This window comes from Marinobacterium aestuariivivens, from assembly GCF_042661465.1.
GTDB classification, from domain to species: domain Bacteria; phylum Pseudomonadota; class Gammaproteobacteria; order Pseudomonadales; family Balneatricaceae; genus Marinobacterium_A; species Marinobacterium_A aestuariivivens.
This window is the reverse complement of record NZ_JBHSWE010000001.1, coordinates 1-12,923: the sequence shown is the minus strand read 5'-3', so window position 1 is coordinate 12,923 and position 12,923 is coordinate 1. Positions and strand designations below refer to the sequence as shown.

The following is a 12,923-nucleotide window of genomic DNA, read 5'->3' as shown; positions in this document are numbered from 1 at the left end:
CCCTGCCCCAAACGGCCAGCGATGAAACCGGCCTTGCGCGACAAGAGTCGGAGGACGCAGGGCGAGACCTGCTGAGGCAGGTGCTCGCGAGAGAAAACATGCAGCGTGCCTGGAAACGCGTGAAGGCAAACAAGGGTGCCGCAGGCGTTGATGGTCTGGATATAGCCCAGACCAGACCGAGAAGCAGGTCGTTCGCGAAGTCGCCGAGGCGGTAGCGAGCGCGATTGCCCGCAAGGAGTCCGGCGGTACTGTTGCTATTGCGGTGATGGCGGCGGAAGCGGAATTCTGATCAGGCCGTTGCAGGTGCTGAAATCGCGGTCTTCGCGATTGACGTTTGCGAGTACGGTCCTGAATCCGGCGGTTACTCAGGTTGCAGCCCGCACTTTTAGCTTTCGAGCACGTCTGAACTCAACGGCGTCCACGTGTATGTCGCTAACAATAACAGTCAAAAAGCGCCAAACACCGTACCCAGTGAAATAAGGACAACCAGTGCAATCAGAGGGCCGATGACCGCCACAACGAAAATGTCGAGGTAGGATTGACGGTGAGACAGCTTGCAGATCGACAGCAGTGTGATGACGGCACCGTTATGTGGCAGCGCATCCAGGCCACCCGTAGCGACGGAAGTGACGCGATGAAGGAGCTCGGGACTCAGGTCCAGCTGTTGCGCCAGGTTCAGATAGGTTTCGCCGAGCGTTTGGAGCGCGATGCTCATGCCTCCGGATGCCGAGCCCGTGATGCCGGCCAGCACATTGACGGCAATTGCCAGCGAGATCATCGGGTTGCCTGATGAAACACCGAGGATGCTTTCGCGAATCATAGCGAAGCCAGCCAGCGAAGCGATAACGGCACCGAAACCGACCAGCGATGCGGTGTTGAAGATCGGCAGCACCGAGGCATTGGCACCATCATCCAGGCTGCGCTTGAGGTTCGAGCGCAGAGGCGCGCTGATGGCGACCAGATACAGATTGGCCAGCAACAAGGCGCAGATAATGGCCCAGATACCCATGACCGATGTCAAACTGGTCGCACCATAGAGCGGCATCGCCAGATAGCTGGCATCCAAAGCGGGCAATACGACACTGGAAAACAGATAGTTGCCGGCCACTACGAGTGCTATGGGGGAAATTGACAGCCAGAATCCGATCCGCAGCTCGACTGGAGAGGTGGCCGGAACCACTTCGATCAGATCAAAACCTTCGCCCTGAGCATGTTCGCGCAGTTCACGCAGTGGAGGACGTCTGACCCCGTTCGAGCAGTCAGCGTAACCCTCTTGGTTGCGAATGGCCTGACGTCGCCGGTAGTTGAGCCAGCCGATGCCGACGATAAACATGACCGCCCCGGTGATAATGCCCAGCAGCGGCGCCGCGAAGGGGTGGTGTTGAAATAGGGCATCGGTATCGCGTTCTGTATCGCAGGTGTGCCCGGTAGCGCAGTCATCGTAAACGTAAAGGCGCCAAGGGCGATCGTGGCGGGAATCAACCGTTTGGGCAGGTCCGCAGTCCGGAAGATTTCAGCGGCTATCGGGTAGATAGCAAACGCCACGACAAAGAGGGAAACACCGCCATAGGTTAATATCGCGCAGGCCAGCACGATCGAAAGTATGGCATTGTGCTTTCCCAGCTGCCGCACCAAACGTCCGGCAATGGCATTTGCCGCTCCGGAGTCTTCCATGAAACGGCCGAAGATGGCGCCAAGCAGGAACAATGGAAAGTAAAGCGCTATGAAACGGCCTGCCGCCGGCATGAACACCTGGGTGTAACTTGCCAGCAATGGCGATCCAGCCTCGAACAGAACAGCAGCGGCACTGACGACGGGTGCCAGAACCAGTACCGAGAAACCGCGATAGGCGAGATAGATAAGTAATGCCAGCGCAAGCAGGATCCCGGCGATGCTCATCGTCTTACTCTCCGTTGCCTGCGCCGTTGATGTCGGCATATTCCCTGAACAGCTCTACGGTCGATCGTTGGCCGAGGTCGGCGCGATGTTTTTCGAGCCAGACATGTGCAGCGTCATAGCCGATATCGTGCAGGCGCGCGATAAAAGGCCAGCTCGATGCCAGCTTGCTGGCCGCGCCAAAATTCCGCATCTCCTTCTGGGCTTCGATGCGGTGAACACAGAGCGCCTCGATCTTGCTGAACAGGCGGCCGCGGTAGCCGTGGTCCGAACCCGCCTCTTCGGCGAGAAGGCGCTTGATCAGGGCAACGGTGCGCAGCTCCTGATTGAGGCTGCTGTTGAAGCTGATCTCGTTGATCCTGTCGATAATCGTATGGGCAGTCCGTGGAATGCCGGGCCGCTCGACGGGATTGATCTGAACCAACACCAGATCCGCCGGCTCGCTCTCCTCGATCAGCGGCAGAAGCGCCGGATTCGCTGTATAGCCGCCATCCCAATACGCTTCCCCGTCTATTTCCACGGCCTGGAAAAGTATCGGCAGGCAGGTCGAGGCCAGCACTGCATCCAGATTCAGGTCCGAATTGCGGAAAATACGGTGGTGACCGGTACGCACATTGGTCGTCGATACGAAAACCCTGATGCTTTCCAACTGCCGTATCGCGTCGAAATCGACATGGTCCTCGATCACATCCCGCAGCGGGTTCATGTTCAGTGGGTTGAGCTGATAGGGTGAAACGAGCCGTGAAATGATGTCGTAGAAGCTGAATACCGACGAACCCGTAAGGGGGCCCAATGCCCGAACAGCGTATCGAACATCGTTACGCCCAATGGATTGTGAGCTTGCTTCCGGCCGACCGTTTCCCAAAAAGAGCGGAGCCGGCGTCGAGCTTCGTCTCTTCCGCCGGTGCCGTAACCGGATGCGAGGACGACGGCATTCATCGCGCCGGCGCTTGCTCCGCTGAGACCACGTATCTGAATGCTTCCATCTTCGAGAAGACGATCCAGCACTCCCCAGGTAAAGGCGCCGTGGGAACCGCCCCCTGCAGGGCAAGATCCAGAGAGTGTTGCAGCACTGAGGGCTCCCAAGGGTTTCGTTATGGGCGATCGATGCCTAAAGGCCGTACTGGCGTTTGGTTGGACCGGCTGGTAGTCGCCAGCCTTCCGTCAAAATGCGCGAATACCGATGCTTGGCTATTGTAGTGGGCTTTCATCGTAAAGATGAATTGATGCCAGTCAACAACCCCTCTTTTCCTTGATGACGACACTATTAATCCTGCCTGCGTGACCATGCCCGGCCGCGGCCAGGCTTGGCAATTTCGATCGAATCCTGCCGGGTTACTTCCTGAAGCGTCAGTCATCACAACAGCGCCATCTGAAATTTGAATCAAGAAGTCGCCGGCGGTTGTCGAGCCGCCTCACTTCAGGCGGCCGCTATCCCTCAGCCTCGACTGCAGGGCAATACGCACCTGTCGCAGGCTTGCCTCGACTTCTTCGATACAATGGTCCACATAGTCGAGATCCCGTGACTTGCAGGCATTTTCGAGTTCCGCGCAGAGGTCGCCCAGGTGCAGGGCGCCCACCGAGCGTGACGATGATTTCAGCCTGTGGGCAATGGACTCTATCTGCTGGACATCGCCTTGCTGGCGGGACTTCTCGAGTTGCGGGGAGAACTCCGAAACCGAATCCCGGTAAGCCTGCAACAGTTCCCGGATGGTGTCGGGATCGTCGCCGACCAGCTGTTCGAGCACGTCGATATCGATGACCGCGCCATCGTGGCCATCGCTATCCTGGCTCTCGACCGGCAGTCCGTCCGCTTCGGGCATCCACTCCTGCAACGCCTGGTCGAGTTCCATGAGCTGTACCGGCTTGGTGAGGTAGTCGTTCATTCCCGCCGTCAGAGCGCGCTCCTTCTCGCCGCGCAACGCATTGGCGGTCAGTGCCAGTATCGGGATGGCGTGGGCGCCCTGTTCCTCCTGTCGAATGGCCCGCGTCAGCTGAAAGCCGTCGACGTCAGGCATGTGCAGGTCGGTCAGGATCAGGCCATAGCCGCCTTCGCGCCAGAGATTCAGGGCATCGCGGCCATTGCGGGCCACCTCGCCGGCGTAGCCGAGCAGCTCGAGCTGCTTCAGGATGACTTTCTGGTTGATGGTGTCGTCCTCGGCGATCAGGATGAGCTGGCCTTGGGCCCTCGCCTCGGCAACGGAAGGCGCCGTCATCTCGGTTTCCAGCGGCAGCTCGTGCTGCGGGTCGTGGCTGATCGGTGGCGATGCCTGCCCCAGCAATACGGCGAGACTTCGGCGCAGCGAATGTCCGGTGAGCTGGGTGGCATCGAGATAGAGCACGGAGAGGGCAGTGATTTCGTCCGGCCGTTGTGGATTGCGGCTGACCAGCAGATGAGGTACGGCAGGCGACGCCGTGAACGCCTTTTGCAAAGCCTCGGGCGAGCGGTAGCGGTGGCCGGTATCGTGGATCACAATCGGACTGTCCAGCGTCGGCACTCTGCGCGCGGCTTCGTCAAGGCTCGTCACTGAACGCAGCCGTACGTTCAGCTGCTCGAGATACCGGCGCAGGCTGCGGCTGTCGGGGTCATCGTCGCCCACCAGCACGATGTTCAGGCCGGACAGCTTGGCCGGGGAGCTGTCTGCACAGGCCTCGGCCGCCTGAACGGGCAGGCGGACGGTAAAGGTCGAACCCTGGCCGGGCTGGCTCTCGACGCCGATCGAAGCCTGCATCATGTCGGTGAGGCGCTTGCAGATGGCAAGGCCCAACCCCGAGCCACCGAAGCGCCGGGTCGTGCTGGCGTCGGCCTGGCTGAAGTGCCGGAACAGGCCCCGGACGGTGGCCTCGTCCATGCCGATGCCATTGTCGGCGACACTGAAGCTGAGCCGTTGCGGCGCCGTCAGTGCGACCTCGACCTCGACCTGGCCCCGGCGTCCGTAGTCTCCGGCACTGAACTTGATCGCATTGCCGATCAGGTTGAACAGGATCTGGCGCAGCCGGGTCGGGTCCCCGACGATCACCTCCGGCACCTCCGGGTCGACGAACAGGTAAAGATCGACATTGCGTTGCCGGGCGACGGCCCCGAGGGCCCCCATCACCGCTTCGAAGGTCTCCGGTATCGAGACCTCGACCTGCTCGAGCTGCATCTGTCCGGCCTCGATCTTGGAAAAGTCGAGGATGTCGTCGATGATCCGCAACAGCGAAAAGGCCGATTCGCGGATGGTGTTGACGGCATCCTGCTGATGGGACTTCAGAGCGGTCTGGTCCAGCACTTCGAGCATGCCGATGACGCCGTTCATCGGCGTCCGGATTTCATGGCTCATGGTCGCCAGGAAGACCGACTTCGCGCGATTCGCCTCCTCGGCCTCGTGCTTGGCGTCCTCCAGCGCACGGTAAGCGCGCTGCAGCTCCGCTGTGCGCTCGGCGACGCGGTCGGCCAGCTGCGCGCGCTCGCGCCGCACCGTCTCGTTGGCCTCGGCCAGTCGAAGCGAGGTCAGTTGCAGCTCCTGAAGCACCTGTTCGCGCTCCCCGACATCCCGCGCCAGGGCGATGAAGCGGGCTTTGGTACCGTCGATCAGCAGGTATTGCAGGCGCACATCGACGGTCACGGCATCCTGGTTCCGGCAATTCAAAACGGTCGTGAAACTGAGGCTCGGAACCTCCTGCCGGCGCAGCGGCTTGAGGCGATTGCGAAACGCCGCCTCGTCGAACTCGCAGCAGATATCCAGCGGTGTCATCGCAAGCAGCTCGGCCCGTTCGTACCCCAGCATCCTGAGCGCGCCTTCGTTGACATAATTGAAGGTGAGCGAATCGGGATCGAAATTCAAGGCGGCGTCGTCGATCGCATCCAGCATCGCCGTCGATTCGCGCATGCTGCGCTCGGCTTCGACACGCTGGCTGACGTCACGGATAAAGGCGGTGACCAGGCGGTGGTCGCCCGACTGCATCGGACTCAGGCTGATATCGACGGGAAAGGTCGTGCCATCCTTGCGCTGGCCCAGTAAGCGGCTGTCGGCTCCCATGGCCCGGGGTGCAGGATTGCGGACATACTCGCGTCGCAGCGATACGTGTCGCGATGCCAGGGAGTCGGGTATCAGCGCTTCGACAGGTCGGCCGAGCAGCTCGGCCTGGCGCCAGCCGAACATCAGTTCCGCCGCGCGGTTGATCTGGAGGATGGCTCCGGACTCGTTGACGATCAGAATGGCATCCGGCGCATATTCGAACAGGTCGGCGAAGCGGCGGGCGCTTTTCTGGCTTTCGGAAATATCGTGCAGGGTGACGACCGCGCCTTCGATTCCTCCGTCCGGGCCTATCAGAGGGCCGCCGCTGGCGGACCGCTCGTTCCGGCAGGCCCTCGGAGCGGATTCGAAGCTCGACGTTCGACAGGGATTCGCCGCGCAGCGCGCGTGCGAGCGGAATCTCTTCGGCAGCCATCGGCGTGGTACCGTCTGCCCAAAAAAGTCCAGCTGCGGATCCTGTCCGGACGCCGGCCCTTCGAGTCCGTGCCATCGGCGCAGAGTCCTGTTGAGCAATGTTATCCGTCCATCGGCATCACAGGCGACGACCCCCTCGGCCATATTTTCCAGCAGCTCGCGATGCAGGGTTTCGTGTTGCACGAGCTCCCGGGTCCGCTCGTCGACGCGCCGGACCAGCGTCTTGTTGAGCGAGCGTATCTCCTCGTGGGCATTGTGGATCTCTGTGACGTCCCGGCATACGCACAGCAGCCGCTCGGGCTGCCCGCGGGTGTCGGAAATCGGTGTTACGATGACGTCCCACCACGAAGTGGCGGCCTTCGACGTCGCAAGGCTCGCGCGAAACTGGCCGGTCTCTCTGCGGCGAGCCTGTTCGAGAGCCCCTCTGGCCACCTTGGCATCGTCGCCCTGCCAGAGCGAGAGCCAGTGCGTTGCCGGAGCAGCTTCGGGAAAAGCAATTTGGTTCTGGCGAAAAACCTGCTCGATATAACCGTCAAGATTCAAGACGGTTAGAATATCCGGCGAGCTCTCGACGATCGCCCTTATATAGTGCTCCCGTCTTTCGAGGGCCCGTTGTGCGACAGTGCGCTGCGTCATTTCCCGGTTGATGATCCGGAACAGCACGAAAAACAGCAGAGCCGCGCCCGCAAGCGTCACAAGCAGCGATGCCAGTATCAGTAAACGCGCCCGCTGCCGGCCGCGCTCCTGTTCCTCCAGGATCCTGCCGGCCAGGTCCTGTAGCCCGGCTGTGTGCCCGTTGATCGCGGCCAGGGTCGCGTCGAGTGACCGGTCGTTCAGCAGGTGTTCGGGGAAGAATGGTTCCTGTGCCGCATAGGCCTGGAGGGCATTGTAGAAGGCTTCGGACTGACGGGCGATCAGGACCTGCAGTTCGAGTACGAAAACCGAAAGCCGGCCATCGTTCGCGGCCAGAACCTCGAGCTGATACAGATGTTCGTTGACCGAGCCGAGGTAGTGCGAGTAGATCTGCTGCGGCTCCTCTTCGCCGCTCAACAGCTCCTTTATTAATTGAGGCGCGGCATTGCGTGCGCTTTGCTCCAGCAGGTCGAGCTCGGACAGGAACTGCTGGAGGTTTTCGATTTCGTCGCTTTTGTCCAGATAGCGCTGGCCGTTCTGGTAGGTGTAGGCGCCGCCGGCAATCAGAAAGATAAAGATACAGACCGAGGCGCCGAGCGTCTTCAATTCGATCGCATGCTGGTGCGGGTTCGACGTCCCGTCCCGGCTCGCACGGGCGCTCAGCGACAGCGTGCCGAGCGCCAGCAGCAGCAGGCCGGTGGCGGCCTCGGGCGGCATGCTGTGGAACATGCCCGCCGACAGCAGGCTGGCCGCCGTCGGCAGCCGGTCCAGCAGCGACAGCAGGCTCAGTATCATGACGACCGCCGCCATCGGATGGACCAGCCGTCGCAACAGGTTACAGCCGAGACCGGCGAGTGCGAGGCCCGGCAGGCCATGGCCATGGCGGTGAAGGGCGAGACCATTCGCGCCGTCAGCCAGTCGGGGATTTCTGGCGCATCGACGATGTCTTCGGGCGCCAGCAGATAGTCGGTCAGGGCGCTCGCGCCGATCAGCGTCACGACTGCCGACAGCAGTATGGTGACTGGCCGCTGGAGGCGAATCTGATCGAGACTCAACCACCAGAGGGCGAGGGCGGACAGCAGCAGGGCGGTCGCGGCCGCCGGCGTCATTCGCAGGTTTTCGGCGGCGGTGGCCGCGTCTCCGCCGAGGCGTTCAAACAACACGACCTGCGCAATGAGGGCGGCTAACGTTGCAGTGCCGCGGCCGAATAACAAACTGAACTCGAAAGATACGGGAAGCCGGGTCATCGATGAACTGCGCCACTGCCGTCAACGTACGAAAACAGTGGTGCAGCTTAGCACCTTTGGCCGGTCGTCACAGTGACACAGGCGAAAAGTCGGAGAGAGCGGAAGTGCCGGATCCGGCGTCTTGTTCATGGTACGGCTGTCCACCGGTTGGCAGGTTTCGGTCCGGGAACAGATTGATATCCGGTTGCGACAGGGACTGCTGTCTTGGCGCCACAGGTAATGAGGTGATACGGTTCGAAATGGTATCTTTGTGCGGCGCGGTATGGAGGATTAAGGCCTATAATTCATAAGGTTTTCTCGACAGGTCCCCTGCTGTTTGCGGCGTTGGGAAGGAGGCCCGGCAAGGTGGCGCGAAGACGAAGGGTTCAGGGATGACGGCAATCGAGGAGGACTGATGAAAATCCTGATCATCGACGATGATCCTTTCGTGCTGAAACTGCTTGGCCGTCAGCTGTTGAATCTCGGCTGTTCGCAGATTGAGGCCTGTCAGTGCGCGGCCGATGCGCATGAGGTGCTGTCGTCGGATCCGGACGCGATGGCCCTGGTGTTCTGTGATATCCAGATGCCGGAGATGGACGGCGTCGAAATGATCCGCTACCTGGCCGGCATCGGTTTCCGCGGCGGCCTGGTGCTGATGAGCGGAGAGGACGAGCGCATTCTGCACACAGTGCAGTGCCTCGCCACGGCACACCGGCTGAAGGTGCATGATGCGCTGCGCAAGCCCGTCACGCCGGCGCAGTTGCGCCAGATACTGGAAGCGGAGCAGCAGGGCGCCGATGACCGTGCCAGGGCCACCAGGATCCAGTACGGTGCGGACGAGGTCGAGGCGGCGATCGCCAATGACGAGCTGGTAAATCACTATCAACCCAAGGTGTCGGTGCGCAGCGGCGAGGTGGTTGGCGTCGAAGCGCTCGTGCGCTGGCAGCATCCGCGGGACGGCTTGGTCTATCCCGATCAGTTCATTGCCGTGGCCGAGCAGCACGGCCTCATCGAAGGCCTGACGCGGCAGGTGCTGTGCGGCGCCCTGCGCCAGTGCCGGCAATGGCACGACCGGGGATTGCGTCTGAGTGTCGCGGTGAATCTGTCGATGAGCAGCCTGGTGCGGCTGGATTTTCCGGAGTTCGTCGCCGCGGCGGCGAAGAACGCCGGCGTCGACCTCTCCTGGTTGGTACTCGAGGTCACCGAGTCGCAACTGATGCACAATCCGCTGACGGCGCTCGACATCCTGACCCGGCTGCGGCTGAAGAACGTCACCCTGTCGATCGACGATTTCGGCACCGGGCATTCGTCCCTCAGCCAGTTGCGTGACATTCCCTTCAATGAGCTCAAGGTGGACGCCGGCTTCGTCCATAATGCCGTCCGCGACAGCGCCCGGCGGGCCATCCTCGAAGCCAGCCTCGACATGGCCCACCGGCTCGGCATGAAATCGGTTGCCGAAGGCGTGGAAAACCTCGCGGATTGGCAGTTCCTGAGTCGCCGGCACAGTTGCGATATCGTTCAGGGGTATTTCATTTCCAGGCCGCTGCCGGCCGAGTCTCTAAACGCCTGGGTGGCCGACTGGGACAAGCGCAGCACCGGCCTGACGGGGGGCCGTGCCTGATGGAGTCGAAGAACATTCTGGTCGCCGCCGAGGACGTCGACGACGCCGGGATCATCCACGACATGCTGCGGCGGGAGTTCGACAATGTCGCGGTTTCCACCGATCCGGGCAAGGCGGTCGAGGACTTCGAGACCCACCGCCCCGCGGTCCTGGTGCTGGCGTTCACGACCCTGGCGCAGGCGCAGGCCTACTACCTCGGCCTTTACCGGCTCAGCACCGAGGTACACGGTATGCCTCACCGTACCATCATCCTTTGCAGCAAGGGCGAGCTCGAGCAGGTCTATGTGCTATGCAAGAAGGGCTACTATGCCAATTATGTACTGTTCTGGCCGCTCGGCTACGATTCGAACCGTCTGCCGATGGAAGTCCATCATGCGCTGCAGCAGATGGGCATCGGAGAGGCGGAAGGGCCGACGGCAGCCGAGTTTGCCGCTCAGGCACGTCGCATCCAGGGGCTCGAGGCGATGCTGGAGCAGAATCTGGCGATAGGTCAGGAACAGCTAGATCTTGCCAGCCAGTCGTTCGACCGGGCCGGCGATGAAATCGAAACGGCGCTCGAGGGATTCTCCCGCCGGCTGGCCTCGGAACAGCGTGGCGAACTGCTCGAGCACTGGGACCGCGGCGGCTTTGAAGCGGCCATCGACCGTCTGGCCCGGGAACTCGATCAGCTCAAGCAGGGGCAGATCGGCCAGAACCTGAGCGCCGCCCGGGCGTCGATCGAGCCGATTCGGCAGTGGGCCTATCAGCTGAAGCAGCAGCTCGAGCCGCAGATGGAGTCGATTCGCACCCTGCAGCAAATGTCCGATGCTGTAAAACCGCTGGTGCTGATTGTCGATGACGATGAGTTCCAGCACCGGCTGCTGCGGCGGGTGCTGGCCGGCGTGGATCTGGAGCTGTGTTTTGCGGCCTCCAGCAGCGAGGCCCGGCGCTGATGCACCGCAGGCGCCCGGACCTGGTGCTGATGGATGTCGGCCTGCCCGATGTCAACGGCATCGACACCACCCGCCGGATCAAGTCGGTCAAGACGTTCGCCCAGATACCGGTCGTTATGATCACCGGCCATCACGGGCAGAAGGAAACGGTGATCCAAAGCCGCAAGGTCGGCGCCGCCGACTTTATCGTCAAGCCGTTCGAAAAGGCTGTCCTGATGCGCAAGCTGAGCGTCTTCTTGAACCGCGAGCTCGACGCCTGATCGGGCGGAACCTTCATGAGCGGTACATGGCGTCCGAGTGGTTTGCAGCCGGAAGCACGGCGGCATCACCAAGCCGCTGTGCCGCAGCGCTCGATCTCCGTATCAGAACGGCAGTGGCAGCTTGGCGGTGCGGCCGCCGTCGACGACGATCACCTGGCCGGTGATGAAGGCCGAATCGTCCGAGGCGAGGAAGGCCACCGTCGCACCGATATCGCCGGGTTCCCCGGTGCGGCCGACGGGGTGCAGCCGCAGCAGCTCCTGACGGACCTGCTCAGGGTAGGGCTGGGCGTCGATATAGGCATCGCTCAGGTCCGAGTTGATCCAGCCCGGCGCGATGGCGTTGCAGCGGATGCCGTCACGGCCGAGATCCACCGCCAGCGCGCGGGTGAAGCCGTGGACGCCGGCCTTGGAGCCGCAGTAGGCCGCATGCCGGGGTTGGCGCCGAGCCCCTCGATCGAGCCGATATTGACGATGCTGCCGCCGCCGCGGCGCGCATGCGGCAGCAATGCCTTGGCGAGGAATACCGGGGCGCGCATGTTGACGATCATCAACCGGTCCCAGTCGTTCTCGGTCATTTCGTCCAGCGATCGTTCGAACATGAAGCCGGCGTTGTTGACCAGGATATCGGCGCCGCCGAACTGCTCTTCGACCGCCTGGGCGATGGCATAGGGCGCTTCGCGGTCGGCCAGGTCGACCCCGGTCCAGGCGACGCCGGGATGGCCGGCGAGCGCTTCGTCCAGCGGCTGGCGCTGGGCGACCAGCACCACGGCGCCGGCGTCGAGCAACTTTTCGGTGATGCCCCGGCCAATGCCGCGACCGCCGCCGGTGACGACGGCCACTTTGTCGTTCAACTTCATCTCGTTTTTCCTCTAGCGGGCTTTTCAACCGGATACGGGTTTGGCGCCGGTGACTTCGACGCATTCGCCGGCGATATAGCGGGCCTGATCGGACGCCAGGAAGGCGATGACGTCGGCGATGTCCTCGGGTTCGGCAATGCGCCCCAGCGGCACCGTCCTGTTCAGCTCCTCGATCGCCTTCTCCGGGTCGAGGCCGCGGCGCTCGAAACCGCTGCGGATCATCGGCGTGTTGATCTCGTGCGGGCAGACCGCATTGACGCGGATACCGAGCGGCGCGCAGTCGCGACCGAGATTCTTCGTCAGGGCGGCGACCGCGCCCTTGCTGGTGCAGTAGGCGACGTGGGCCGGCCCCGGATAGGTGCCCCAGACCGAGGAGGTGTTGACGATGGCGCCGCCGCCGCGCTGTTTCATATGGGGAATGGCGGCGCGGCAGAGGAAGAAGACGGCGTTGAGGTTGACGTCCATCGCCGTGAACCACATCTCGTCGGTCGTCTCCTCGATGGTGCCGCGGGGAATGATACCGGCATTGTTGAGCAGGATGTCGACGCCGCCGAAGCGCTCGACGCTGCCGGCAATCACCGCTTCGCAGTACTCCTTTTCACGCAGGTTGCCGGCCAGGTACTCGGTTTCGGCACCGAGCCGGCGGGCCTCTTCGGCCACGGCCGGCAGCCGGCCTCGTTCATGTCGGCAATCATGATGCGCGCGCCTTCGCTGGCGAACAGCCTGACCAGGGTTTGACCGACACCGCCGGCGCCGCCGGTGATCACAACGACCTTATTGTTGAATCGCATTGTTATTATTCCTTTTTACAATGATTAATGGTGTTGGGGGCGCTCGGCTCCAACCAACATGTAACATCAAGGTTCGAGCGTAGGTTGGGTAGAGGCCCGCAGGGCCGCAACCCAACACCATTCCTCAGATGCTGAGAACCTGTTCGAGAAGTTCGCTGCAGTCTTCGGCCTGTTCGAGATCGTCGATTGCGGCGGTGATGGCATCGATACGGGCCTGATCGAAGTTGACGGACGCCAGCAGCCGGAACTTGTCGCGAAACTCGATTGGGGTCAT

General features: G+C 62.2%; 8 protein-coding genes and 2 pseudogenes. 3 read left to right on the top strand and 7 right to left on the bottom strand.

Annotated features, from left to right (window positions below; genetic code table 11):
* Window positions 1–1,185: 1,185 nt before the first annotated feature.
* From ACFQDL_RS00050 to ACFQDL_RS00030, 5 genes are all read right to left on the bottom strand, one after another.
* Window positions 1,186–1,899 (bottom strand): GntP family permease, encoded by a 714-nt coding sequence (locus ACFQDL_RS00050; protein WP_379907218.1) that lies wholly within the window; start codon window positions 1,897–1,899, stop codon window positions 1,186–1,188.
* 4 nt (window positions 1,900–1,903) lie between these two features.
* Entirely contained in the window at window positions 1,904–2,689 is a 786-nt protein-coding gene (locus tag ACFQDL_RS00045; RefSeq protein WP_379907217.1) for a patatin-like phospholipase family protein, read from the bottom strand.
* A complete protein-coding gene (locus ACFQDL_RS00040; protein ID WP_379907216.1) occupies window positions 2,605–2,904 on the bottom strand; it encodes a patatin-like phospholipase family protein in 300 nt (99 codons plus the stop codon). Before ACFQDL_RS00040 ends, ACFQDL_RS00045 begins: the two co-directional genes overlap by 85 nt.
* A gap of 407 nt (window positions 2,905–3,311) precedes the next feature.
* Window positions 3,312–7,772 (bottom strand): PAS domain-containing hybrid sensor histidine kinase/response regulator, encoded by a 4,461-nt coding sequence (locus tag ACFQDL_RS00035; protein ID WP_379907215.1) that lies wholly within the window; start codon window positions 7,770–7,772, stop codon window positions 3,312–3,314.
* On the bottom strand, window positions 7,754–8,209 hold the full coding sequence (locus ACFQDL_RS00030) for a hypothetical protein (protein WP_379907214.1): 456 nt from the start codon (window positions 8,207–8,209) through the stop codon (window positions 7,754–7,756). The genes ACFQDL_RS00035 and ACFQDL_RS00030 overlap by 19 nt, the downstream gene beginning before the upstream one ends.
* Window positions 8,210–8,603: 394 nt before the next feature.
* On the opposite strand from ACFQDL_RS00030, the gene ACFQDL_RS00025 reads away from it, so the two are divergent.
* From ACFQDL_RS00025 to ACFQDL_RS00015, 3 genes are read left to right on the top strand one after another with little or no spacing between them, the layout of a single operon-like run.
* The gene (locus ACFQDL_RS00025; RefSeq protein WP_379907213.1) at window positions 8,604–9,809 is read left to right on the top strand and encodes an EAL domain-containing response regulator; all 1,206 of its coding nucleotides are present in this window, start codon (window positions 8,604–8,606) and stop codon (window positions 9,807–9,809) included.
* Window positions 9,809–10,741 (top strand): response regulator, encoded by a 933-nt coding sequence (locus ACFQDL_RS00020; protein ID WP_379907212.1) that lies wholly within the window; start codon window positions 9,809–9,811, stop codon window positions 10,739–10,741. The genes ACFQDL_RS00025 and ACFQDL_RS00020 overlap by 1 nt, the downstream gene beginning before the upstream one ends.
* Window positions 10,741–11,001, top strand: a complete 261-nt coding sequence (locus ACFQDL_RS00015) for a response regulator (RefSeq protein WP_379907211.1) — start codon at window positions 10,741–10,743, stop codon at window positions 10,999–11,001. Before ACFQDL_RS00020 ends, ACFQDL_RS00015 begins: the two co-directional genes overlap by 1 nt.
* A gap of 102 nt (window positions 11,002–11,103) precedes the next feature.
* Here the strand turns inward: ACFQDL_RS00015 and ACFQDL_RS00010 are convergent.
* Both ACFQDL_RS00010 and ACFQDL_RS00005 read right to left on the bottom strand, forming a co-directional pair.
* Window positions 11,104–11,858 (bottom strand): annotated as a pseudogene (locus ACFQDL_RS00010) (SDR family NAD(P)-dependent oxidoreductase).
* Window positions 11,859–11,882: 24 nt separating this feature from the next.
* Window positions 11,883–12,649 (bottom strand): annotated as a pseudogene (locus ACFQDL_RS00005) (SDR family NAD(P)-dependent oxidoreductase).
* Window positions 12,650–12,923 lie beyond the last annotated feature (274 nt).